The 23,519-nt window shown below is 64.9% G+C and carries 24 protein-coding genes and 2 tRNA genes; 19 read left to right on the top strand and 7 right to left on the bottom strand.

The window, feature by feature from the left end:
- Positions 1-52: 52 nt before the first annotated feature.
- From PA01_15340 to PA01_15330, 3 genes are all read right to left on the bottom strand, one after another.
- Positions 53-128: transfer RNA gene (locus PA01_15340), tRNA-Asn, on the bottom strand.
- 39 nt (positions 129-167) lie between these two features.
- Positions 168-243, bottom strand: a tRNA-Asn gene (locus tag PA01_15335).
- Between the two features lie 60 nt (positions 244-303).
- On the bottom strand, positions 304-1,509 hold the full coding sequence (locus PA01_15330) for an aspartate/tyrosine/aromatic aminotransferase (GenBank protein ID KON79831.1): 1,206 nt from the start codon (positions 1,507-1,509) through the stop codon (positions 304-306).
- Between the two features lie 171 nt (positions 1,510-1,680).
- Here PA01_15330 and uvrB point away from each other — a divergent pair, with 171 nt between their 5' ends.
- Together uvrB and PA01_15320 are read left to right on the top strand one after the other, a co-directional pair.
- A complete protein-coding gene (gene uvrB, locus PA01_15325; protein KON79830.1) occupies positions 1,681-3,738 on the top strand; it encodes an excinuclease ABC subunit UvrB in 2,058 nt (685 codons plus the stop codon).
- A gap of 11 nt (positions 3,739-3,749) precedes the next feature.
- Positions 3,750-4,217, top strand: a complete 468-nt coding sequence (locus PA01_15320) for a low molecular weight phosphotyrosine protein phosphatase (GenBank protein KON79829.1) — start codon at positions 3,750-3,752, stop codon at positions 4,215-4,217.
- 113 nt (positions 4,218-4,330) lie between these two features.
- Here the strand turns inward: PA01_15320 and PA01_15315 are convergent, their stop codons facing one another.
- Positions 4,331-7,354 (bottom strand): Rne/Rng family ribonuclease, encoded by a 3,024-nt coding sequence (locus tag PA01_15315; GenBank protein KON79828.1) that lies wholly within the window; start codon positions 7,352-7,354, stop codon positions 4,331-4,333.
- 381 nt (positions 7,355-7,735) lie between these two features.
- On the opposite strand from PA01_15315, the gene PA01_15310 reads away from it, so the two are divergent.
- Both PA01_15310 and PA01_15305 read left to right on the top strand, forming a co-directional pair.
- On the top strand, positions 7,736-8,695 hold the full coding sequence (locus PA01_15310) for an RluA family pseudouridine synthase (protein KON79827.1): 960 nt from the start codon (positions 7,736-7,738) through the stop codon (positions 8,693-8,695).
- On the top strand, positions 8,688-9,344 hold the full coding sequence (locus tag PA01_15305) for an HAD-IA family hydrolase (protein ID KON79826.1): 657 nt from the start codon (positions 8,688-8,690) through the stop codon (positions 9,342-9,344). The genes PA01_15310 and PA01_15305 overlap by 8 nt, the downstream gene beginning before the upstream one ends.
- 47 nt (positions 9,345-9,391) lie before the next feature.
- On the opposite strand, the gene PA01_15300 is transcribed toward PA01_15305, so the two are convergent.
- Positions 9,392-10,111 (bottom strand): SAM-dependent methyltransferase, encoded by a 720-nt coding sequence (locus tag PA01_15300; protein KON79825.1) that lies wholly within the window; start codon positions 10,109-10,111, stop codon positions 9,392-9,394.
- Positions 10,108-10,689, bottom strand: coding sequence for a Maf family nucleotide pyrophosphatase (locus PA01_15295; GenBank protein ID KON79824.2), 582 nt, complete (start codon positions 10,687-10,689; stop codon positions 10,108-10,110). The genes PA01_15300 and PA01_15295 overlap by 4 nt, the downstream gene beginning before the upstream one ends.
- Before the next feature lie 116 nt (positions 10,690-10,805).
- Here PA01_15295 and PA01_15290 point away from each other — a divergent pair, with 116 nt between their 5' ends.
- From PA01_15290 to PA01_15250, 9 genes are all read left to right on the top strand, one after another.
- The gene (locus tag PA01_15290; GenBank protein KON79823.1) at positions 10,806-11,309 is read left to right on the top strand and encodes a YceD family protein; all 504 of its coding nucleotides are present in this window, start codon (positions 10,806-10,808) and stop codon (positions 11,307-11,309) included.
- A 27-nt stretch (positions 11,310-11,336) separates the two neighbouring features.
- Positions 11,337-11,516, top strand: coding sequence for a 50S ribosomal protein L32 (gene rpmF / locus PA01_15285; protein KON79822.1), 180 nt, complete (start codon positions 11,337-11,339; stop codon positions 11,514-11,516).
- Positions 11,517-11,602: 86 nt separating this feature from the next.
- Positions 11,603-12,616: a phosphate acyltransferase PlsX gene (gene plsX / locus PA01_15280; protein KON79821.1), complete on the top strand. Its 1,014-nt coding sequence runs from the start codon at positions 11,603-11,605 to the stop codon at positions 12,614-12,616.
- Positions 12,613-13,578: a ketoacyl-ACP synthase III gene (locus PA01_15275; protein ID KON79820.1), complete on the top strand. Its 966-nt coding sequence runs from the start codon at positions 12,613-12,615 to the stop codon at positions 13,576-13,578. Before plsX ends, PA01_15275 begins: the two co-directional genes overlap by 4 nt.
- Before the next feature lie 15 nt (positions 13,579-13,593).
- Positions 13,594-14,523: an ACP S-malonyltransferase gene (gene fabD / locus PA01_15270; protein ID KON79819.1), complete on the top strand. Its 930-nt coding sequence runs from the start codon at positions 13,594-13,596 to the stop codon at positions 14,521-14,523.
- On the top strand, positions 14,520-15,278 hold the full coding sequence (gene fabG, locus PA01_15265) for a 3-oxoacyl-ACP reductase FabG (GenBank protein ID KON79818.1): 759 nt from the start codon (positions 14,520-14,522) through the stop codon (positions 15,276-15,278). The genes fabD and fabG overlap by 4 nt, the downstream gene beginning before the upstream one ends.
- 91 nt (positions 15,279-15,369) lie before the next feature.
- Complete coding sequence (gene acpP / locus PA01_15260) at positions 15,370-15,609, top strand: acyl carrier protein (protein KON79817.1); 240 nt, start codon at positions 15,370-15,372, stop codon at positions 15,607-15,609.
- Positions 15,610-15,630: 21 nt separating this feature from the next.
- The gene (gene fabF / locus PA01_15255; protein KON79816.1) at positions 15,631-16,869 is read left to right on the top strand and encodes a beta-ketoacyl-ACP synthase II; all 1,239 of its coding nucleotides are present in this window, start codon (positions 15,631-15,633) and stop codon (positions 16,867-16,869) included.
- 21 nt (positions 16,870-16,890) lie between these two features.
- On the top strand, positions 16,891-17,361 hold the full coding sequence (locus PA01_15250) for a hypothetical protein (GenBank protein ID KON79815.1): 471 nt from the start codon (positions 16,891-16,893) through the stop codon (positions 17,359-17,361).
- Between the two features lie 2 nt (positions 17,362-17,363).
- Here PA01_15250 and nadB read toward each other — a convergent pair whose 3' ends face one another.
- Positions 17,364-18,947, bottom strand: a complete 1,584-nt coding sequence (gene nadB, locus PA01_15245; GenBank protein KON79814.2) for an L-aspartate oxidase — start codon at positions 18,945-18,947, stop codon at positions 17,364-17,366.
- Positions 18,948-19,171: 224 nt separating this feature from the next.
- On the opposite strand from nadB, the gene rpoE reads away from it, so the two are divergent.
- The 6 genes from rpoE to PA01_15215 are packed head-to-tail and all read left to right on the top strand — an operon-like array spanning position 19,172 to position 23,473.
- Positions 19,172-19,771 (top strand): RNA polymerase sigma factor RpoE, encoded by a 600-nt coding sequence (rpoE, locus tag PA01_15240; protein ID KON79813.1) that lies wholly within the window; start codon positions 19,172-19,174, stop codon positions 19,769-19,771.
- 13 nt (positions 19,772-19,784) lie between these two features.
- Positions 19,785-20,348: a sigma-E factor negative regulatory protein gene (locus PA01_15235; GenBank protein KON80382.1), complete on the top strand. Its 564-nt coding sequence runs from the start codon at positions 19,785-19,787 to the stop codon at positions 20,346-20,348.
- The gene (locus PA01_15230) at positions 20,345-21,322 is read left to right on the top strand and encodes a MucB/RseB C-terminal domain-containing protein (protein ID KON79812.1); all 978 of its coding nucleotides are present in this window, start codon (positions 20,345-20,347) and stop codon (positions 21,320-21,322) included. Before PA01_15235 ends, PA01_15230 begins: the two co-directional genes overlap by 4 nt.
- Entirely contained in the window at positions 21,319-21,792 is a 474-nt protein-coding gene (locus PA01_15225) for a SoxR reducing system RseC family protein (protein KON80381.2), read from the top strand. Before PA01_15230 ends, PA01_15225 begins: the two co-directional genes overlap by 4 nt.
- A 41-nt stretch (positions 21,793-21,833) precedes the next feature.
- Positions 21,834-23,210 (top strand): DegQ family serine endoprotease, encoded by a 1,377-nt coding sequence (locus PA01_15220; protein KON79811.2) that lies wholly within the window; start codon positions 21,834-21,836, stop codon positions 23,208-23,210.
- A 23-nt stretch (positions 23,211-23,233) separates the two neighbouring features.
- On the top strand, positions 23,234-23,473 hold the full coding sequence (locus tag PA01_15215) for a glutaredoxin family protein (GenBank protein ID KON80380.1): 240 nt from the start codon (positions 23,234-23,236) through the stop codon (positions 23,471-23,473).
- The last annotated feature ends 46 nt before the right edge of the window (positions 23,474-23,519 follow it).

Genomic DNA, 23,519 nt, shown 5'->3' with positions numbered 1-23,519 from the left:
CCGGAAAAAGAAAAAGGCCAACCTTTGAAGGCTGGCCTTGTCCTGCTTTTCCTGGCTCCCCGACCTGGGCTCGAACCAGGGACACACGGATTAACAGTCCGTTGCTCTACCGACTGAGCTATCGGGGATCGGTAAGGTGTCCGGCGAAAATCGCCGGACCGAATTTTTGGCTCCCCGACCTGGGCTCGAACCAGGGACACACGGATTAACAGTCCGTTGCTCTACCGACTGAGCTATCGGGGAATTGAGCCGCGCAGTATAGATATCCGGCGCGGACCCGTCAATATTTCACGAGGAGGATTTTCACGCCTTCGCGACGGACGCGATCGCCTTGGCGACGTAGCCGATATTGCGCGAGTTCAGCGCCGCGAGGCAGATCCGCCCGGTCGACACCGCGTAGATGCCGAACTCGTTCTTCAGCCGCTCGACCTGGGCGGCAGACAGGCCGGTGTAGGAGAACATGCCGCGCTGCTCGATGACGAACGAGAAATCCTGGGCGACGCCGGCACCTTTGAGGCTCTCCACCAGGCCGACGCGCATCGCGCGGATGCGATCGCGCATGCCGGCGAGCTCGTCTTCCCACATCTGGCGCAGTTCGGGGGCGTTGAGCACTGCGGCGACGACTGCGCCACCGTGGGTGGGCGGGTTCGAGTAGTTCGTGCGGATGACGCGCTTGACCTGCGACAGCACGCGACCGGCTTCGTCCTTGTCGGCAGTGACGATCGACAGCGCGCCGACGCGCTCGCCGTACAGCGAGAACGACTTCGAGAACGAACTGGAGACGAAGAACTGCAAGCCGCTCGCGGAGAAGAGGCGAACCGCGACCGCGTCCGGCTCGATGCCGTCGGCGAAACCCTGATAGGCCATGTCGAGGAAAGGCACGAGGCCGCGCGCGCGGCAGGCATCGACGACTTCGCCCCACTGCGCTTCGGTGAGATCGGCGCCGGTCGGGTTGTGGCAGCACGCGTGCAGCACGACGACCGAGCCGGCCGCCAGTTCGCCGAGCTTCGCTTTCATGCCCGCGAAGTTCACGCCGCGCGTCGCGGGATCGTAGTACGGGTACGTGTCGACGGCGAAACCGGCGGACTCGAAGATCGCGCGGTGGTTTTCCCAGCTCGGGTCGGAGATGTAGACGCTCGCGCCCGGATTCAGCCGCTTCAGGTAGTCGCCGCCGACTTTCAGCGCGCCGGTGCCGCCGAGCGCCTGGATCGTCACGACCTGGCCGTTTGCGATCAGCGCGGAATCCTTGCCGAACAAGAGGTTCTGCACCGCGTTGTTGTACGCCGGAGCGCCTTCGATCGGCTGGTAGCCGCGCGGCGGCATTGCCTCGAGGCGCGCCTTCTCGGCAGCCTTCACTGCGGCCAGCAGCGGAATCTTGCCGTTGTCGTCGTAATAGACGCCGACGCCGAGGTTGACCTTGTCGCTGCGGGTATCGGCGTTGAAGGCCTCGTTCAGGCCGAGAATCGGATCACGAGGCGCCATCTCGACGGTGGCGAAGATCGAAGGCATACACAACTCCAGGTTGAGCGGGCGCGCGGTCCGGCCCGAAGCCTCGTCTCGAGTCCGGGTCCAGGCTGCCGTGCTTTGAGCCGCGTTTTGGGAAATAATAGGCCTCTTGCCGTGGCCATTCCGTCCTGGACGGCAACCCGGCAAGCGCCTGAAACAGCCGGAAATTTTAGCATGACGAGTTCGACCGACAGCGTTCCGGTAATCACTTTCGAAGGTAGCCCGTTCAGCCTTCACCAGCCATTCCCGCCCGCTGGCGACCAGCCGGCGGCGATCGACCTGCTTGCCGAAGGTATCGCCGACGGACTGATGTACCAGACGCTGCTCGGCGTGACCGGCTCGGGCAAGACGTACACGATGGCGAACGTCATCGCCCGCTGCGGCAGGCCGGCGCTCGTGCTCGCGCCAAACAAGACGCTCGCCGCGCAGCTCTACGCGGAATTCCGCGAGTTCTTCCCCGAAAACGCGGTCGAGTATTTCGTCTCGTACTACGATTATTACCAGCCCGAAGCCTACGTCCCGTCGCGCGACCTGTTCATCGAGAAGGATTCGAGCATCAACGAGCACATCGAGCAGATGCGCCTGTCGGCGACGAAGAGCCTGATGGAGCGACGCGACGTCGTCATCGTCGCGACCGTGTCGTGCATCTACGGTATCGGCGACCCGGTCGACTACCACGCGATGATCCTGCACCTGCGCGAAGGCGAGCGCATCGCCCACCGCGACCTCGTGCAGCGTCTCGTCGCGATGCAGTACACGCGCTCGGACATCGATTTTCGCCGCGGCACGTTCCGCGTGCGCGGCGACGTCATCGACGTCTTTCCGGCCGAGAACGCCGAACTTGCGGTGCGCATCGAGCTCTTCGACGACGAAGTCGAACATCTGACGCTGTTCGACCCGCTCACCGGGCACCTGAAGCAGAAGCTCGTGCGCTTCACGGTATATCCGTCCAGCCACTACGTGACGCCGCGCGCGACGGTGCTGAAGGCGATCGAGGCGATCAAGGACGAACTGCGGGACCGGTCGGCCTGGTTCCAGACTTCGGGCAAGCTCGTCGAAGCGCAGCGCATCGAGCAGCGCACCCGCTTCGACCTCGAGATGCTCAACGAGATGGGTTTTTGCAAAGGCATCGAGAACTACTCGCGACACCTCTCGGGGCGCGGGCCGGGCGAGCCGCCGCCGACGCTGATCGACTATCTGCCGCCGGATGCGCTGCTGTTCGTCGACGAGTCGCACGTGTCGATTCCGCAGGTCGGCGGCATGTACAAGGGGGACCGCTCGCGCAAGGAAAACCTCGTCGGCTACGGTTTCCGCCTGCCGTCCGCGCTCGACAACCGTCCGCTGAAATTCGAGGAATTCGAGCGCCTGATGCCGCAGACGATTTTCGTCTCGGCGACGCCTTCGACCTATGAAGCTGAACACCAGGGGCAGGTGGTCGAGCAGGTCGTGCGTCCGACCGGGCTGATCGACCCGGCGATCGATGTCAGGCCGGCCACGACGCAGGTCGACGACCTGCTGTCCGAAGCGAAGCGGCGCATCGCAGCCGGCGAGCGCGTGCTGGTCACGACGCTGACCAAGCGCATGGCGGAGGATCTGACCGACTATCTCGCCGAGAACGGGATTCGTGTCCGCTATCTGCATTCCGACATCGACACCGTCGAGCGCGTCGAGATCATCCGCGATCTGCGCCTCGGAAAATTCGACGTGCTCGTCGGCATCAATCTGCTGCGCGAAGGGCTGGACATCCCCGAAGTGTCGCTGGTCGCGATCCTCGACGCCGACAAGGAAGGCTTTCTGCGTTCGGAGCGCTCGCTGATCCAGACGATCGGGCGGGCCGCGCGGCACATCAACGGCCGTGCCATCCTGTACGCCGATGTCGTGACGCGCTCGATGCGCGCGGCAATCGACGAGACTGAACGACGGCGGACCAAGCAGATCGCGTTCAACGAGGCAAACGGCATCGTGCCGAAGACAGTGAGCAAGCGGATCAAGGACATCATCGACGGTGTCTATGCAGGTGACGAGGAGCGCGAAGGGCGAAGCGTGGCCGAACCGCCGCCCGAGTACTTTTCGATGAACGAGAAGACCGTGGCGAAACTGATCCGCAAGCTCGAAAAGGAAATGCAGGAGCACGCCCGCAACCTGGAGTTCGAGAAAGCGGCCGCCGCGCGCGACGAGCTGTTCCGCCTGCGACAGCGGACGTTCGGCGCGGACCAGCACGGCACCCCATGAAGGAGGAAAGATTGACGAAGATCCTGTTTGTCTGCACGGGCAATATCTGCCGGTCACCGACCGCCGAAGGCATCGCCCGTCACCAGATCGAAGCGGCCGGACTGTCCACGGCGATCATCGTGGACTCCGCCGGCACCTACGGCGGTCACGTCGGGGAGCTTCCCGACCCGCGCGCGCGAAAAGCCGCAGGGAAGCGCGGTTACGATCTTTCCACGCTGCGGGCGCGAAAACTGGAGATGGCCGATTTCCAGAATTTCGACCTTCTTCTGGCGATGGATACGGGCCATCTCGAAGTCATGCGGGGCCTGTGCCCGGAAGTTTACCGGCCGAAACTGCAACTGTTCATGAACTACGCCCGCAAGCACCCGTTGAGCGAGGTGCCCGATCCCTACTTCGGAGGTGAGAACGGTTTCGAGGCGGTGCTCGATTATTGCGAGGATGCCGTCGAAGGTCTGCTCGAAGAGATTGTCGCGCGCTGAGGTGAACACGCGCCCGCTGTCGCTTCCGGCCTCGCGGGCGCATCCCGGCGCTACGGCAGAAAAATGGGGCCGTCCGCGAGGAGGGCCCCATTTGCGCCTAAACGCTGCAAGGCTTATTTGGAGTGAGTTTCGACCTGTTGCAGCGGCTCGTTGACGATGACCGGTGCCGGACGCGGCCGCCGTCCGAGCGGCTGCGCAGGCGTCTCGTCCAGCGTATTCGCCAGTTCCTGGACCTTGTCGCGGCTGGTTTCGATCATCACTAGGCCGCTTTCGGCCAGGTTCAGACCCAGGTCGATCGGTGCGGAGGGCGCCCGGGACTCGGCAGTCCTGACTTCGGCTTCGCTCACGGCGACTTCAGTTTCCGGCGCCACGACCTCTTGCGCGGAAGTTGCAGGAGCGGCCTGTTCGGTTGCGGCTTCGGCGGATTCCTCGCCCGCGGACGCCTGTGCCGGTTCGGTGCCTGCCGGGGTGACGGGTTCCATCAGGCTGGCCTGCAGCGCCTCACGCGCGCGCTCGGCAGCTTCGATTGCCGCTTCCGGGGCAATTTCCGCTTCGAGTGTCGGTTCAATTGCGGCTTCTCTTTCAGGCACCGGTTCCGCGGCAGTTTCGAACTTCACCGGCGCCGGCGCTGCCTCGCTTTCCGCCGGTGATTCAGCCGCGATGCTGGCTGCCGGATGCAGCGAGACAGGCAACGGTGCGACTTCGGCGGTGACCGCAATGGGTTCCGGCGAGGTGACGGCGACAGGCAGCGGGGCGGCAGCTTCCGCGGCAGCGACGGGGAGTTCGGCGACAGCCTCGGCCGGTTCGGTACTGAGGATCGGAGTCGTTTCCGGTGCTGAGTCGACGCTCGGCATCGTCGTTTCGGCCAAGGTATTCGCGGTTTCATCACCCGATGCGGCGACTTCCGCCTGCTGTTCGGTCCCGCGCCGATCCCGACGGCCACGGCTGCGGCGACGGCGCTTCTCGACCGTGCCGTCTTCGGCTGCGGGAACGATGGCGGCATTCTCCATCGGGGCGACCGGGGCGGCGGCGGTCGCGACAGTGCCGACCGGCAATTCCACGACGTTGTCGACTACAGCGGCGGCCTCACCGGCCTTCGGCTGAGTACGCGGACCCCGGCCCTGGCGCGTGCGGCCGCCGTTGTCGCGCTCCGGACGGGCCGGCCTGTCGCCGCGGTCGACGACGGTGTCGGATCGTTCCGTACGCTCGGCCCGCTCGGGCCGCTCAGCGCGTTCGCTGCGCATCGACCCTCTTGCAGCCTGGGCGGTCGAAGTCGACTCGTCACGCTCGCCTCGTTCGGTGCGTTGCGGGCCCTCGCGACGGTTGCGATTGTTGCCACGGCGACTATCGCTGCGCTCGGGCCGCGGGCGGGACTCCTGCTTCACGGCGACTTCCGGAACCATCTGCGGCGCGACGGCAGGCTTCTCGCTGCGCAGCCAGCCGAACAGCCGCTGGAACAGTCCGACAGGCTTCGCGGCGGGGGCGGGCGTCGCCACCGGCTCGGGTTTCGGCTCGACGATCGGGGCGGGCTGGGCCGGCGAGATTCCCTTCACGACCGCTTCCGCGCGCGGCGGCTTGTTGTCGTCCTTCGACGGCAACCGCAGATCGATTTCCGCAGGTTTGCCGACCATCTGGTAGCTCGCCAGCGCGACTTCTTCCTGGTTCAGCTGGTCATGACGCAGACGAATGATTTCGTGGTGCGGCGTCTCCAGATGGCGGTTCGGGATGATGATCATCTGGATCTTGTGGCGGACCTCGATATGCGCGATATCGACGCGCTTCTCGTTGAGCAGGAAGGTCGCGACGTCGACCGGAACCTGCAGATGCACGGCGCCGGTGTTTTCCTTCATCGCTTCCTCTTCGAGGATGCGCAGGATGTGCAGCGCCGACGATTCGGTGCTGCGGATGTGGCCGGTGCCGTTGCAACGCGGGCACGGGATGTAGCTGGTTTCGGCGAGTGCCGGGCGCAGGCGCTGGCGCGACAGTTCGAGCAGGCCGAAGCGGCTGATCTTGCCGGTCTGCACGCGCGCGCGATCGTGGCGCAGCGCGTCCCGCAGCAGGCCTTCGACTTCGCGCTGGTTCTTTTGCGACTCCATGTCGATGAAGTCGATGACGATCAGGCCGCCGAGGTCGCGCAAACGCAGCTGGCGCGCGATTTCCTCGGCCGCTTCGAGGTTGGTGCGGAACGCGGTTTCCTCGATGTCCGCGCCTTTGGTCGAGCGGCCGGAGTTCACGTCGATCGACACCAGCGCCTCGGTGTGGTCGATGACGACCGCTCCCCCACTGGGCAGGGTGACCTGGCGCGAGTACGCCGATTCGATCTGGTGCTCGATCTGGAAACGCGAGAACAGCGGCACGTCGTCGCTGTAGCGCTTGACGCGGTTCACGTTGGCCGGCATCACGTGTGACATGAACTGGCGCGCCTGTTCATACACGTCGTCGGTGTCGATCAGGATTTCGCCGATCTCGGGCTGGAAATAGTCGCGGATCGCACGGATCACGAGGCTGCCTTCCTGGTAGATCAGGAACGCGCCGGACTGCGACTGGGCTGCGCCATCGATCGCGCGCCACAGTTGCAGCAGGTAGTTCAGGTCCCACTGCAGCTCTTCGGCGTTGCGCCCGATCGCCGCGGTGCGCGCGATCAGGCTCATGCCGGAAGGAATCTCGAGCTGATCCATGACGTCACGCAGCTCGGTGCGCTCGTCACCTTCGACGCGGCGCGACACGCCGCCGCCGCGCGGATTGTTCGGCATCAGGACCAGGTAACGGCCCGCGAGCGAGATGTAGGTCGTGAGCGCCGCGCCCTTGTTGCCCCGTTCGTCCTTCTCGACCTGGACGATGAGCTCCTGGCCTTCCTTCAGCGCGTCCTGGATGCGGACTTTGCCGGCATCGGCGCCGGCGGCGAAATAGGTGCGGGAAATTTCCTTGAATGGCAGAAACCCGTGCCGCTCGCCGCCGTAATCGACGAATGCAGCTTCAAGACTCGGTTCGATGCGGGTGATGACGGCCTTGTAGATGTTGCTCTTGCGTTGCTCCTTGGCGGCCGATTCGATATCGAGGTCGATCAGTTTCTGACCGTCCACGATCGCGACGCGCAATTCCTCGGCCTGCGTCGCGTTGAAAAGCATGCGCTTCATTTATGTCGTTCCCCCGCGCGGAACCCACGGGCAGGACGAACGGCGCGCACCATCGCGCTTACTACGAGATCAGGAGCGGGTAGTGATGCCTACTTTTTTCTGGTCGGTAATGGGCAGTGATGGGTCGGCTGGTCGAATTCTCGCGTGTTCCCGCCGAAGGCCGGAACCCTTGATCCTGCGTGTGCGTTACGCGTCTAGATTCAATCAAATGGATTGAAGTTTGTCGATTGCGTTACCATCAATGCCTTTTTTGGCAGCGCTGGCACGTTTTGGTTGCCCGGGAGCTCGCATTCGGGCTCGGTGTCGTCCGTCCGCATCCGCTTTCGTGCGCGAGGGACTTCGACTGCAACCGGGGCCAACCGGGGCCAAGTATATTTCAGGATGATGGGACAAGGCAAAGCGATTGCGGTACGGCGCGAACGGGTGGACGAGGCGGCGGCCGGCCAGCGTATTGACAACTACCTGTTGCGGATCTGCAAAGGCGTGCCGAAGAGCCACGTCTATCGCATCCTGCGCAGCGGCGAAGTCAGGGTGAACGGCGGGCGGGTCGCCCCGACGTACCGTCTCGCCGAGAACGACGAAATCCGCATTCCGCCGATCCGGCTGGCCGAGAAGACGACTGGCGGGCCCGCGCCGGCCGGAGAACCGCTGCCGGCGGTCTTCGAGGATGAAGCGCTGCTGGTGGTGGATAAACCCTCGGGCAAAGCGGTGCATGGCGGCAGCGGCGTGAGCTTCGGCGTCATCGAGCAGCTGCGCAGCCAGCGCCCCGACGCGCGGCTGCTCGAGCTCGCGCATCGCATCGACCGCGAGACTTCGGGTTTGCTGGTGATCGCGAAGAAGCGCTCGGCGCTGACCGCGCTGCACGACATGATGCGCGAGGGGCGCGTCGAAAAGCGTTACCTGACGCTGGTCCCGGGACGCTGGGCGAACCCGCTGCAGCACGTCAAGGAACCGCTGTTCAAGTACCTCACGCCCGAAGGCGAGCGGCGCGTGAGGGTGAGCGGCGACGGCAAGGCCTCGCACAGCATCGTCAGGCTGGTGCGGCGCTGGTCGCGGTTCAGCCTCCTCGAAGTCGAACTCAAGACCGGACGCACGCACCAGATCAGGGTGCACCTCGCCCATCTGGGGTTTCCATTGTGCGGCGACGACAAGTACGGGGATTTCGCGCTGAACAAGTCCCTCGAGGCGGAAGGCCTGAAGCGCATGTTCCTGCACGCGGCGCGGCTGTCGTTCGCTCACCCGCTGACAGGCGAAGCGATCACGTTGACAGCCGATCTGCCCGCCGAATTGCAGTCCTTCCTCGCCCACCTCGACACCACGGAGCCGCGCAAGCATGGCTGACCGCTACGACCTCATCGTTTTCGACTGGGATGGCACGCTGATGGATTCGGCTGCGGCGATCGTCGCGGCAATCCTCGCGGCGTCGCGTGACCTGAACCTGCCCGAGCCGTCGGAAGAGCGCGCGCGCCACGTGATCGGCCTCGGCCTGTCCGACGCATTGCGCCATGCGGTTCCCGAACTGGCCGAAAGCGACTATCCGTTGATGGTCGAACGTTATCGCTTTCATTACCTGTCACGCGACCATGAGCTGACGCTTTTCCCCGGCGCCGCCGCAATGATCGAGCAGCTTGCCGGAATGGGGCGGAGCCTTGCGGTCGCGACCGGCAAGAGCCGGCTCGGGCTCGGGCGGGCGCTGGAGCAGACCGGCCTCGGACCGTATTTCCACACCACGCGTTGCGCCGACGAATGTTTTTCGAAGCCTCATCCGGCGATGCTCGAAGAGATCATGGACGAGCTCGGCATTGCGAAGCACCGCACGCTGATGGTCGGCGACACGACGCACGACCTGCAGATGGCGAAAAATGCCGGCGTCGAATCCCTGGCGGTGGCGTTCGGCGCCCATCCGCGCGCAGCGCTCGAGGCGGAAGCACCTGTCGAGGTCCTCGCGACTCCGGCAGAGCTGGCAGCATGGCTGCGCGACAACGCATGAGGTGCTGCGCCCCGCGTCGGGCAAGTTGCGCGAAGGTGGCCGGCGGATCAGCGCGCCAGAATGAGGAAGAGCGCAGGGCGCCGCGCGAGATCCGGCTTCGGGGCGCGCTGCCATTCGGCGATGCTGCGCGTACGGATCCATTCGTCGTCGGTCGTCAGATTGCGCGCGATGCACAGGCGCGAAGTCGGGTGGCACACCGCGAGCAGCGCTTCATGGAGCCGTTCGTTGCGGTAGGGCGTCTCGATGAAAATGTGCGTGCGCTTCAGTCGGCGCGACTCTGCTTCGAGTTCGCGGATGCTCCGGTCGCGCTCGATCTCCGCGACCGGAAGATAGCCATTGAACGCGAAGCTCTGGCCGTTGAGTCCGGAGGCCATCAGCGCGAGCAGGATCGACGAAGGCCCGACCAGCGGCCGGACCGGAATCTCCAGCGCGTGCCCGCGGGCCACGAGCCGCGCTCCCGGATCGGCAACCGCCGGGCAGCCGGCTTCGGACATCAGCCCGATGTGTTCGCCGGCAAGCGCCGGCTCGAGCAGCGCGTCGAGCTCGGCGTCGCTGTCCCGCTCGGGCAGGACGCGGATGTCGAGCTCGCGCAATGGCGCCGGATGTTCGAGGCGCTTGAGTTCGGCCCGGGCGGTCTTGGCGTTTTCGACGACGAAGTGACGGATGCCTGTCGCGATGCGCTGCGCGTCGGTCGGCAGGAAGCGCGTCCACGACGTGTCGCCGAGGCTCACCGGCACCAGGAACAAGGTTCCCGATGGCGGCTTCATGGCAGCTGGAGGCCTTCGGCCCGCAGCATGCGCGACAGCGCGATCAGCGGCAGGCCGACCAGCGCGGTCGGATCGTCGCCGGACAGCGAGTCGAGCAGCGTGATTCCGAGCGCTTCGGACTTCGCGCTGCCGGCGCAATCGAGGGGACGTTCCTTGTCGACGTAACGAACGATCTCGTCGTCGGACAGCTCGCGAAACTTCACCCGCGTCGGCACGTTCTCGCAGCGGACCTGTCCGGTGCGGGCGTTGATCACCGCCACCGCGGTATGGAATATCACCGTCGTGCCGCGCATGCGTTGCAGCTGTCCGATCGCGGCCGCGACCGTTCCGGGCTTGCCGAAGATTTCCCCATCGAGGTCGGCGACCTGGTCGCTGCCGATGACGAGCGCGTCGGGATAGCGTGCCGCGACTGCGCGCGCTTTCTCCACTGCGAGGCGATTCGCGGTCTCCGGCGGCATCTCGTCCGCCAGGGGCGTTTCATCGACGTCCGGGCGGGCCGTCTCGAACGGCAGCTGGAGACGCTCGAGCAGCTGGCGCCGGTACGCGGAGGTCGAAGCGAGGACGAGTTTCATCGGTATCTGGCGTATCGCGGGAGATGTTGATTTCAGGCGGCTGCCCACGGCGACGTCGGCGATCGCACGAGTGCTTCAGCTATTTTGACAGGGCAAGCCGAAAATAATATCATGCGCGCCTTATGTCGCAACGATGCCTTATTCCGGATCCGTTCAAGTTTGCCGCCGAGGGGCGCACGCTGTCCGGCACCATCCCGTCGGCGGATCTGAGGCGGCTCGCGGATGTGCTTGTCGATGCTTCCGGCGAAGTCGCCTATGAGCTGTCAGGCGAGCTGGGGGTCGATCGCAGACCGCGTCTCAGACTGCGCGCGACCGGAGTATTTCCGTTGCAGTGTCAGCGTTGCCTGGGTCGGATGGAGTGGCCGCTGAACATCGAAACGCTGCTCGAACTGGTCAGGCCGGGGCAGGCGATTCCGGAAGGCGAGCTGGAAAACGATGAATTCGATGTGATCGAAGCGACGCCGGATCTGGATGTCCTGGCGCTCGTCGAAGACGAAATCGTACTCGCGGTGCCCATAGCGCCGCGGCATGAAAAGTGTGACGTGCCACGTCCGTCGGACGGGGCGGAAAAGAAATCGCCTTTTGCTGCGCTCGAGAAGCTTCGCAAGAGCGATAGCGCAACTTAGGCGCGATATTTGTATTAGGAGCGTTTCATGGCTGTTCAGCAGAACAAGAAGTCCCCTTCGAAGCGTGGCATGCACCGTGCGCACGATTTCCTGCCCACTCCTCCGCTGGCGGTCGAGCCGACCACCGGTGAAGTGCATCTGCGTCACCACATCAGCCCGAGCGGCGTATACCGCGGCAAAAAGGTCGTCAAGACCAAGGGCGAATAAGCCCGGTTAGCGGAAACGGCGCGGCGCCTTGTGCGCCTGCGCCGTTTTTTCATCCGAATCAATCGTTCGAGCCACGCGAGAAGCCGATGGGTGTCACCATTGCGATCGACTGCATGGGTGGCGATCATGGCCCGGCCGTGACCGTTCCTGCTGCGCGGGCGTTTCTGCGCAATCATCCCGAAGCCCGCATCATCCTCGTCGGGCGCCAGGATGCGCTGGAGCAGGCGATCGGCACGATCGGAAACGGATTCGGCGAGCGGCTTTCGCTTCGCGCCGCGTCGGAAGTCGTCGCGATGGATGATCCTCCGGCCATTGCGATGCGCACGAAGAAGGATTCGTCGATGCGCGTCGCGATCGACCTCGTCAAGTCCGGCGAGGCGCAGGCCGCGGTGTCGGCCGGCAACACCGGCGCGTTGATGGCGATTTCGCGCTTCGTGCTGAAAACCTTGCCGGGAATCGACCGGCCGGCGATCGCGACGATTCTGCCGACGCGCAAGGGGCAGACGTACGTCCTCGATCTGGGCGCCAACGTCGACTGCCTGCCCGAGCATCTGCTCCAGTTCGGCATCATGGGCGCAATGCTGGTGTCGGCGGTCGAGCATCTCGACCGGCCGACAGTCGGCCTCCTCAATATCGGCGAGGAAGCGATCAAGGGCAACGAAGTGGTGAAGCGGGCCGGGGAGCTGCTGAAGACGAGCGGCCTGAACTTCTACGGCAACGTCGAAGGCGACGACATCTACAAGGGTACGACCGACGTCGTGGTGTGCGACGGATTCGTCGGCAATGTCGCGTTGAAGACCTCCGAAGGCCTGGCGCAGATGCTGGCGACTTTTCTGCGCGAAGAATTCAGTCGCAATCTGCTCAGCAAGGCGATGGCGCTGATCGCGATGCCGGCGCTCAAGCGCTTCAAGCATCGCGTCGATCACCGTCGGTACAACGGCGCGGCGCTGCTCGGATTGCGCGGCGTCGTCGTCAAGAGTCACGGCTCGGCCGATGCGTTCGCGTTCGAGCAGGCAATCCACCGCGCTGCCGAGGCGGCATCGAACCGCCTGATAGAGCGCATTACCGAACGGATGACGGCTATGGGGGTAGCAGCATGATCTACGCACGGATCGCCGGAACTGGCAGCTTTCTGCCGGGCGAGCCGGTAACCAACGATGACCTGGTGGCGCGCGGTATCGATACGTCCGACCGATGGATCATCGAACGGACCGGAATCCGCACTCGGCATCTGGCGTCAACGGAAATGTCGTCCAGCGACCTGGCGAAGACGGCGAGCGAGCGCGCCCTCGAAGCGGCAGGAGTGCGTCCCGACGACATTGACCTGATCATCGTCGCGACCTCCACGCCCGACTGCATCTTTCCCAGCACTGCAGCACTGCTCCAGTCGAAGCTCGGCATTCGCAATGGCGCTGCCGCATTCGACGTGCAGGCGGTTTGCAGCGGTTTTGTCTATGGCCTGACGATCGCCGAGAAGTTCATCCGCTCGGGCAGCCACAAGCGCGCGCTGGTCGTCGGCGCCGAAGTGTTCTCGCGCATTCTCGACTGGTCGGATCGCGGCACCTGCGTGCTGTTCGGCGACGGCGCCGGCGCGGTCGTGCTCGAAGCGGCCGACGCGCCGGGAATCCTGGCGAGCGCGCTGCACGCGGACGGAAGCCATCATCCGATCCTCTGCGTTCCCGGCGCAGTGGCGGCCGGCCAGGTCGTCGGCGACCCGTTCCTGCGCATGGACGGACAGGCGGTGTTCAAGTTCGCGGTCAGGGTGCTCGGCGACGTCGCGCTGGAAGTGCTCGACCACGCCGGCGTCGCGATCGACGCGGTCGACTGGCTGATTCCGCACCAGGCGAACATCCGCATCCTGCAGGCAACGGCGCGCCGGCTCGGCGTCGCGATGGACAAAGTGATCACGACGGTCGATCGTCACGGCAACACCTCCGCGGCATCGATTCCACTGGCGCTCGACCTCGCCGTCCGCGATGGCCGTATCCGGCCGGGGCACCGCTTCCTCATCGAAGGGGTGGGCGGCGGCTTCACGTGGGGCGCGGCGCTGCTCCAATTCTGATACAGGACGGATACGATGGTTTTTGCGCTGGTTTTTCCGGGACAGGGGTCGCAATCGGTCGGCATGATGTCGGCCTACGGTGAACGGGCCGAGATTCGCGACACATTCGCCGAAGCGTCGGAGGCCCTCGGCGAGGATTTGTGGCAGATGGTGAGCGAGGGGCCGGCGGAGCGGCTCTCGTTGACCGTGAATACCCAGCCGTTGATGCTCACCGCGGGGGTTGCAGCGTACCGTGCGTGGCTGGCTGCAGGCGGGCCGAAGCCTTCGCTCGTCGCCGGTCACAGCCTGGGGGAATACTCGGCGCTGGTCGCCGCGGGAGCGCTGAGCTTCAAGGATGCGGTGCCGCTGGTGCGCTTTCGTGCGCAGGCGATGCAGGAGGCGGTTCCGGCAGGCGAAGGGGCAATGGCAGCGCTGCTCGGCCTCGACGTCGATGCGGTCCGGGAGGCATGCGCCGAGGCGTCCCGCGGCGAAGTCGTCGAAGCGGCGAACCTGAACGCGCCGGGCCAGATCGTCATCGCCGGAGCGAAAGGTGCGGTCGAGCGCGCCATCGAGGCGGCAAAGGGGCGCGGCGCGAAGCGCGCGATGCTGTTGCCGGTCAGCGCTCCGTTCCACTGCGCGCTGATGAGGCCGGCAGCCGAGCGCCTGGCCGAACGCCTCGCGACGGTCGCGATCGAGCGCCCCCAGATCGCGGTGCTGAACAACGTGGATGTCGCGGTGTGCAATGATCCCGCCGCAATCCGCGACGCGCTGGTCCGCCAGGCGTTCTCGCCGGTGCGCTGGATCGAAATCGTCCAGGAAATTTCCCGGCGCGGCATCGGCCACGTCTTTGAATGCGGCCCGGGCAAAGTGCTCGCGGGGATGACCAAGCGGATCGCAGGTGATCTCCAGGGGGGCTCGATTCACGACGCCGCCAGTCTCGAACTCTCGATCGCGGCAGTGAAATGAACGCAACGAATTCACCCCTGAACGGGGCAGTGGCGCTGGTGACCGGCGCTTCACGCGGTATCGGCCGCGCGGTCGCGCTCGAACTCGGTCGGCTCGGCGCCACGCTCGTCGGGACGGCGACTTCGGAAGCGGGCGCGGCGGAAATCGGCAGGAGTCTGCTCGAAGCTGGCGCCGAAGGCTGCGGTCTGGCGCTGGATGTGACCGACGGTGCGGCCTGCGAGGCGGCGATCGGAGAGATCGAAAAACGTTTTGGCGCGGTCGGCATTCTTGTGAACAATGCGGGCATCACGCGCGACAATCTCGCGCTGCGCATGAAGGATGACGAATGGGATGCGGTGATCGACACCAATCTGAAGTCCGTCTTCCGCATGTCGCGCCTGGTCATGCGCGGAATGATGAAGGCGCGCGGCGGGCGCATCATCAACATCACTTCGGTGGTCGGCAGCGCCGGCAATCCGGGACAGGCGAACTACGCCGCAGCAAAGGCCGGAGTGGCCGGGATGAGCCGCGCGCTGGCGCGCGAACTGGGCAGCCGCAACATCACTGTCAATTGCGTTGCGCCCGGATTCATCGATACCGACATGACGCGGGCACTGCCCGAAGCCGCGCGCGACGCGCTGCTGGGCAGCATCGCGCTCGGTCGTCTTGGCCGACCGGAGGAGATCGCCGCGGCGGTCGCCTTCCTTGCTTCACCCGCTGCTGCTTACGTTACCGGGACGACCCTGCACGTGAATGGTGGTATGTACATGTCGTGAGCGCCGGCCGCGATAGCGGTTGCCATCCTTTTTGGTAGAATACGCCGGCTTTTTTATTCATATCTGGATCATTCAGGGAAGGAGTTTGTTCATGGAGAACATCGAACAGCGCGTCAAGAAGATTGTCGCCGAGCAGCTTGGCGTGAACGAGTCGGAGATCAAGACCGAGTCGTCTTTTGTCGACGATCTGGGCGCGGATTCGCTGGACACCGTCGAACTGGTCATGGCGCTGGAAGAAGAATTCGAGTGCGAAATCCCGGACGAAGAGGCCGAGAAGATCACCACGGTTCAGCAGGCGATTGACTACGTCACCGCTCATCTGAAGAAATAAATCTGATTACCGGAGCGAACATTGACCCGTCGCAGAGTCGTCATTACCGGTCTCGGGATCATCTCGCCGGTCGGTAATACCGTTCCGGAGGCCTGGGACAACATTGTCAACGGCCGCTCCGGCATCGGCGAAATCACGCGTTTCGATGCTTCCAGCTTCCCGGTCAGGATCGCCGGCGAAGTGAGGGGTTTCGATATCGGCGCCTACCTTTCTCCGAAGGAGGCGCGCCGCATGGATGTTTTCATCCACTACGGCCTTGCCGCGGGCATCCAGGCGTTCCGGGATGCCGGACTGGACGTTACCGCCTCCAATGCGGAACGCATCGGGGTAAACATCGGGTCGGGAATCGGCGGTCTGCCGATGATCGAAGCGACCCACGACGATTTTCTCAAGGGCGGGGCGCGCAAGATTTCCCCGTTCTTCATTCCCGGCACGATCATCAACATGATCGCCGGAAATCTGTCGATCATGCTCGGGCTGAAAGGTCCGTGCCTGGCAATGGTCACTGCATGCACGACGGCGACGCACTGCATCGGCGAGGCAGCCCGCCTCATCCAGTACGGGGATGTCGATGTGATGGTGGCCGGCGGTGCCGAATCCACCGTCACGCCGCTCGCCGTCGGCGGCTTTGCTTCGGCGAAAGCGTTGTCGACGCGCAACGACGATCCGCTTACCGCGAGCCGTCCGTGGGACAAGGGACGCGATGGTTTCGTGCTCGGCGAAGGCGCCGGCGTGCTGGTCCTCGAAGAGTACGAGCATGCGAAGGCGCGCGGCGCCCGAATCTACGCGGAAATAGCCGGCTACGGCATGAGCGCCGATGCCTTTCACATGACTGCACCGGCCGAAGACGGCGACGGCGCGGCGCGCTGCATGGCGCACGCGATGCGCGACGCCGGCATGACGGTCGATGAGTTCGACTACGTCAACGCCCACGGTACCTCGACGCCGCTCGGAGACGTCGCCGAGACGACTGCAGTAAAGCGCTGTTTCGGTGATCGGGCAAAGTCGATCGCGGTGAACTCCACCAAGTCGATGACCGGTCATCTGCTCGGGGCCGCGGGAGGTGTGGAAGCCGTGTTCACCGCGCTGGCCTTGCACAACCAGATCGCTCCGCCGACGATCAACATTTTCGAGCAGGACGAGCGGTGCGACCTTGATTACGTCGCGAACAAGGCGCGTCCGATGGAGATCCGCGCAGCGCTTTCGAATTCGTTCGGGTTCGGCGGCACGAACGGCACGCTGGCGTTTCGTCGCATCTGAACGGACGGAATAGCGCGGCGCATGCGCTATCCGCTCGAACTGCCGCTCAGGCCCTCCCGGCAGGCACTGGCCCTGATCGCCGCGATCCATACGATCGCGGCGATCGCGTTTCTGCTTTCGTCGTTTTCCGCGCCGGCTCTCGGTTCGGTTCTTTTCGTGCTTGCCGTATCGCTCTTCGCCGGCCTGCGCGTCGAGTTGCGGAAAACGGACCGAGTTCTGACGCTCGAGAACGACGGAACGCTTCGCGACCGCGGCGAAGTGGCGATGCTGGTGCCGGAGACGGGCTGCACCGATTTCGGGTGGGCCGTGTGGCTACAGTGGCGACGCGACGAAGCGGACGGCGCCGGTGCGCGCGGTCGCGGATCGATCATGCTGCTGCCCGACAACCTGCCCGAAGGACACTGGCGAGGGCTCCGCATCTGGTTGCGGCAGAAAGCTCGTGCCGCCCCCGAAGAGGTCAGGGTGCGCGAAAACCCGGGGCGTCGACCGTAGGATCAGGTTTTTCGCGGCTGCAGGATCGTCGGGAGCGCCTCGTCGAGCAGTCCAGGATAGTCGCGCGAGAAGTGCAGCCCGCGGCTTTCCTTGCGCTCGAGCGCGCAGCGCACGATGAGATCGGAAGTGACGACCAGATTGCGCAGTTCGATGAGATCGTTGGTCACGCGGAAGTTCGAGTAGAACTCGTTGATCTCGCTCGTCAGCAGGCGGATCCGGTGCTGTGCGCGCTGCAGGCGCTTGGTTGTCCTGACGATGCCGACATAGTCCCACATCGCTCGCCGCAGTTCCGCCCAGTTGTGCGCGATCACGACCTCTTCGTCGGCATCGGTCACCCGACTCTCGTCCCACTCGGGCAGCGCAGCGATCGGGTCGCGGGGGCGCGCCTGGATGTCTTTCGCAGCCGCTTCCCCGAATACCAGGCATTCGAGCAGCGAATTGCTCGCGAGCCGATTGGCGCCGTGAAGGCCGGTGCAGGCCGATTCGCCGACGCAATAGAGGCCGGCGACGTCGGTACGCGCCGCAAGGTCCGTAACGACGCCGCCGCACGTGTAATGAGCGGCCGGGACGACGGGAATGCCTTCGCGCGTCATGTCGATGCCCAGTTCGAGGCAGCGCGCGTGGATGTTCGGGAAATGTTCCCGCAGCCAGTCGGCCGGCTTGTGGCTGATGTCGAGATAGACGCAGTCGAGGCCGCGTTTCTTCATCTCGAAGTCGATTGCGCGGGCCACGACGTCGCGCGGAGCCAGTTCCGCGCGCGGGTCGTGCTCCGGCATGAAGCGCGTGCCATCGGGGAGTCTCAGGATCCCCCCTTCGCCGCGGACGGCTTCGGAAATCAGGAACGACTTGGCTTGGGGATGGTAGAGGCAGGTCGGATGAAACTGGATGAACTCGAGGTTGGCGACGCGACAGCCGGCGCGCCATGCCATCGCGATCCCGTCGCCGGTGGCGACGTCCGGGTTGGTCGTGTAGAGGTAGGCCTTGCCGGCGCCTCCGGTCGCGAGCACCGTGCTGCGCGCCGCGATCGTGATCACGCGCCCGTCGGCGATGTCGAGCACGTAGGCGCCGAGGCAGCCTTCGCCACTGCGTCCGACCTTGTCGCCGAGGATCAGGTCGATCGCGATGTGGTTCTCGAGGATGTGGATGTTCGGATGCGCGCAGACGCGTTCGGTGAGCGTCGCCTGGACGGCAGCGCCGGTGGCATCGGCGGCGTGGATGATGCGGCGATGGGAGTGTCCGCCCTCGCGCGTCAGGTGGTATCCGATCGCGGACTGGTCTTCGCGCGTGAAGGGAACGCCCCGGCGGATGAGCCATTCGATCGCAGCTTTGCCGTGCTCGACGACAAAGCGGGTCGCCGCCGGATCGCACAGGCCGGCGCCCGCGGTGAAGGTGTCCTGGATATGGGCTTCGATGCTGTCGGTGGCATCGAGTACCGCTGCAATGCCGCCCTGTGCCCAGGAACTCGCGCTGTCGGCGATGGAGCGTTTCGTCACCAGCGCAACGCGCAGATGGTCCGCAAGGCGCAGCGCGAGCGATTGGCCGGCGGCGCCGCTGCCGAGAATGAGTACGTCGTATTGTATTGACAAGGTCGTGGGCATCCAGGGTCGGTCGCGCGCCGGAATATAGCACGTCGCAGGGAGGAAGCCGGAGTCCTCGCCTGCTATTGGAGCTGCCGGAATCACAAGACCCCTTCGTCGTCTGAACTATTCTTGGAAGGCTGTGTCTGTTGCAGTAGCTTCGGCTTTGCCGGACTCATGGGCGGTCGTTATACTGGCGCGGATTTTGCCCAACCTAGAGAAACGACCCGCTCATGAGCGATCGCGAAATTGATCAGCAGCTTGTCGAACGCGTTCAGCGCGGCGACAAGCAAGCCTTCGGCTTGCTGGTAACAAAATACCAACGCAAGCTGCACAGGCTGCTTTCGCGGTTGATTCGCGATTCTGCCGAGGTGGAGGACGTCGCCCAGGAGACGTTCATCAAGGCTTACCGTGCCTTGGGTTCTTTCAGGGGCGACAGTGCTTTTTACACTTGGCTTTACCGGATCGGAATCAACACCGCTAAGAACTACCTGGTATCCCAGAGCCGCCGTGCCCCGACTTCGACCGGATTCGATTCGGAAGAAGCGGAAACCTTCGAGGAAGGCGACAACCTGCGCGACATCAATACGCCCGAAAGGCTGATGATGACGCGCCAGATCGGGCAGACGGTGGATGAGGCGATGGAGGCGCTGCCCGAGGAGCTGCGCACCGCGATCATGCTGAGAGAACTGGAAGGCCTTAGCTACGAAGAGATCGCGAGCATCATGGACTGTCCGATCGGGACGGTCCGGTCCCGGATTTTCCGGGCACGCGAGGCAATTGCTGAACGACTGCGGCCGCTGCTGGATACGGCTCCTGACAAACGTTGGTAGGTGGGTGGTACTCATGAAGGACAAACTGTCGGCACTGCTGGATGGCGATCTGGACGAACAGGCAATGAGCCCGGTTTTAGACTCGATTCGTCGAGATCGGTCTTTGCGCTCCGACTGGGAAACATACTGCCTCATAGGAGACGTCCTGCGAGGGACCGGGGACACTTCTCCTGGGCTGGTCGCCCGGGTGATGGCCGGCATCGAAGCCGAGCCGACCGTGCTTGCCCCTCCTGCTTCCGGTTCCGCCGGTGCGTCGTCGAAGGGTTCGCAGCCTCGGGCGAGAAAGTCGCTGATGCCGCTTGCCGCGTCGGTCATGGGCATCGCCGCCGTCGGGTGGGTTGCGTACACGTTGAACGCCGAGCCCGAAGGAGACCTTCGCACCGCGAGCGCTCCCAGCGCCCTCCAGGCAGTGGAAAATGTTTCAGTCCCGGTCGCGACCGTGTCGCATCCCCCGCCGGTCGACCGTCAGCGCGAATATCTCTTCGCGCATCAGGCGATGACGTCCGGCGGACCGCTTTCGGGCGTCATCCAGCACGTTCGGACAGTTTCGGATGTGAGACAGGACGTCAATCGATGAGAGGTCTTGCCGCTGCGTTGAGTCTGTGTCTGCTGTTCGTCCAGACGCAGGTTCTGGCGCAGGCACCGAGCGACCCGGTGTCCTGGCTCGAGCGCATCGCTACGGCGGGCCAACGCCTGACCTACTCCGGGACCTTCATTTATCAGTCGGGCAAGAACTTCGAAACTTCCCGGATCTCGCACATGGTCGACGCGGGCGGGACCGAGCACGAGCGACTCGAGGTGCTCGACGGAAGTCCTCGCGAAGTGATCCGGACCAACAGCGAAGTGCGATGCGTCCTGCCGGATCAGAAGCTCGTCATAATCGATCAGCCGGGCGGACAGCGCGCGTTTCCGGCGCGGCTTCCGGCATCGTTCGGAAGCGTTACCGAGAATTACCGCATTCGCAAGGGCGAACCGAGCCGCGTCGCCGGACTCGACGCGCAGCTCGTCATCCTGGAGCCCAAGGACGACCTGCGCTACGGCCACCTGCTGTGGGCCGAAGTCCAGTCCGGCCTGTTGCTCAAGGCCCGCACGATCGACGAGCGCGGCGAGATCATCGAGCAGTTCTCTTTCAGCGATGTGAAGATCGGCGGCGAGATCGCCACCGAGGCCTTCAAGCCGCGCTATGTCAAAGACGACCGATGGCGCATTGTCCGCGCCCATGGGGTCGAGGTGGGAAAGGAAGAGAGCGGCTGGATGTTGACGACGCCGCTGCCCGGGTACTCGATGAAGTCGATCGTGCGACGGCCGCTCGGGCGTGATCGCGCCGAAGTTCTCCATCTCGTATTCAGTGACGGTCTTGCCGCAATCTCGGTATTCATCGAACCGCTGGCCGCCGAGGGTGCCGTCAATGGTACGGAGCCGCTGGCAGCGAGCGGAGCGATAAACACATACAAGCGTGTCGTTGCGGGCCACCTGGTCACGGCGCTCGGGGAAGTTCCTCTGCGGGCACTCCAGAGGTTGGGCGACGGGATCGAACCGGTCGCACGATGATCGAAGCCAGGGCGGTGGTCACTCGCGCGGAAAGCGGCGAGGCATGGGTTCGCATCGAGGATCGTCCGGGCGGATGCGGTCGCTGTGACGAACCGGGCGGGTGCCGCTCGATCGGGCTTGCGTATATGCTCGAAGCGCCCGACAAGGTGTTCAGGGTGCCCAACCGGATCGGCGCCGAAGCGGGCGACGCCGTACGCCTGCGCATCGACGATGATGCTCCGCTGCGCGGTGCCTTGCTCGGCTACGGCTTGGCGGTCGTCCTGCTCATCGCCGGCGCGGCGCTCGGGACCGGCCTGGCAGGTGAAGGGCAGGGCGATCTGTTCGCGCTGAGCGGAGGGGTCGGCGGTCTCGTTGCCGCGGTGGGATTGCATCGCTTCGTGCTGCGCAGTGCGCGGTTGCGCCAGGCGTTCGACGTCGAGATGGTCAAGGAGCCGGCGTCGTGCCGACACCACGCGGGAACGGCTTCATGACGCCATGGAGCACGGTGTTTCGTTGTCTGATCGCGGTCGTGATGTCGTCGCTGATGCCGATCGCGGCCGCCGCGTCAGCCGTATCGCTGCCGGACTTTACCGAACTCGTGCAGCGCCAGGGCGCCGCGGTCGTGAATATCAGCACGAGCCAGTCGCCGAAAGAAGGCACGGCGTTGTTTCCGGGCTTCGACGAAAACGATCCGATGTTCGATTTTTTTCGTCGCTTCATTCCCCGCAAGCCCGATCTGCCGAGGGCGGATCCTGAAACCCGCTCGCTCGGCTCCGGGTTCGTCATCAGTCCCGACGGTTACATCCTGACCAATGCGCACGTCGTCGATGCGGCCGACGAGATTCTCGTCCGCCTCGTCGATAAGCGCGAATTCCGCGCCCGGGTCATCGGCGCGGACACGCGCAGCGATGTCGCGCTGATCAAGATCGAGGCGACGGACTTGCCGAGGCTCGTGATCGGCGATCCGGACAAGCTGAAGGTGGGCGAATGGGTCGTCGCGATCGGCTCGCCGTTCGGTTTCGATCATTCGGTGACGGCGGGGATCGTCAGTGCGACCGGCCGCAGCCTTCCCGACGAGAACTTCGTCCCGTTCATCCAGACCGATGTCGCGATCAATCCGGGCAATTCCGGGGGGCCGCTGTTCAATCTCCGAGGTGAGGTCGTCGGCATCAATTCCCAGATCTACAGCCAGACGGGCGGGTTCATGGGACTGTCGTTCGCGATCCCGATCGACGTCGCGATGGATGTCCAGCAGCAGCTGCGTACCACCGGGCGCGTGCAACGCGGGCGGATCGGGGTCGCGATACAGGAGGTGACGCGCGGGCTCGCGGAGAGCTTCGGCCTGCCGCGGGCCGCAGGGGCCCTCGTGAGCGCGGTCGAACCCGACGGCCCGGCCGCGCGTGCCGGGATCGAACAGGGCGATGTCATCGTGAGCTTCGCCGGCAAGAGCGTGGAGGCATCGGCTGATCTGCCTCGTATCGTCGCGGCGAGTCGGCCGTCCACGCGCGTCAACGTGCAGGTGTACCGCAATGGCGAACCGCGCGAACTGAGTGTGACGGTCGGCGAATGGCTGGACGACGCGCCGGCCCGCACGCCGCGCAGCGAGCGCCCGCAGCCGGCGCCGAACAAGCTGGGGCTGGTGGTCGCCGAGCCGACGCCGGCCCAGCGGCGCGAGCGCGAGGTCGAGCACGGACTGATCGTCGAGCGCGTGCAGGGCGCTGCCGCGCGCGCGGAACTGCAGCGTGGCGACTTCATCCTCGCGCTGGTGTCGGGAGGCCGACAGGTCCCGCTGAAATCGGTCGCCGCCTTCACGCGCGCCGTCGCGGGGCTCAAGGACGGCCAGCAGGTGACGCTGCTCGTGCAGCGCGGCGAGGCGACTTCCTACGTGACGCTGCAGGCGGGCGAGTGAGCGGCGTGCGCGAGCTGGTGGTGATGAGCCGCGAGTGGTGCCACCTGTGCCACGATCTGCTCGATGAGCTGCGGCCGCTGGCGACGGAGCTCGGCTGGACGGTGCGCGTTCTCGACGTCGATGCCGACCCGGAACTCGAGGCGCGCTGGAACGAACTGGTGCCGGTCGTGCTCGGCGGCGACACCGAACTGTGCCGCTTCCGGCTCGACGCGGCGGCCGTTCGTGCCTATTGCCGACGTTTTCCGCTAGAATCCGCGCCTTAGCCAGGTCAACCAATTCATCCAAGGTGCCGCACGGCACCTTTCTTTT

Source organism: Azoarcus sp. PA01, assembly GCA_001274695.2.
In the GTDB taxonomy this organism is placed as follows: domain Bacteria; phylum Pseudomonadota; class Gammaproteobacteria; order Burkholderiales; family Rhodocyclaceae; genus Aromatoleum.
Note: the sequence above shows the minus strand (reverse complement) of the source record. Positions and strands in the feature narration are given on the sequence as shown.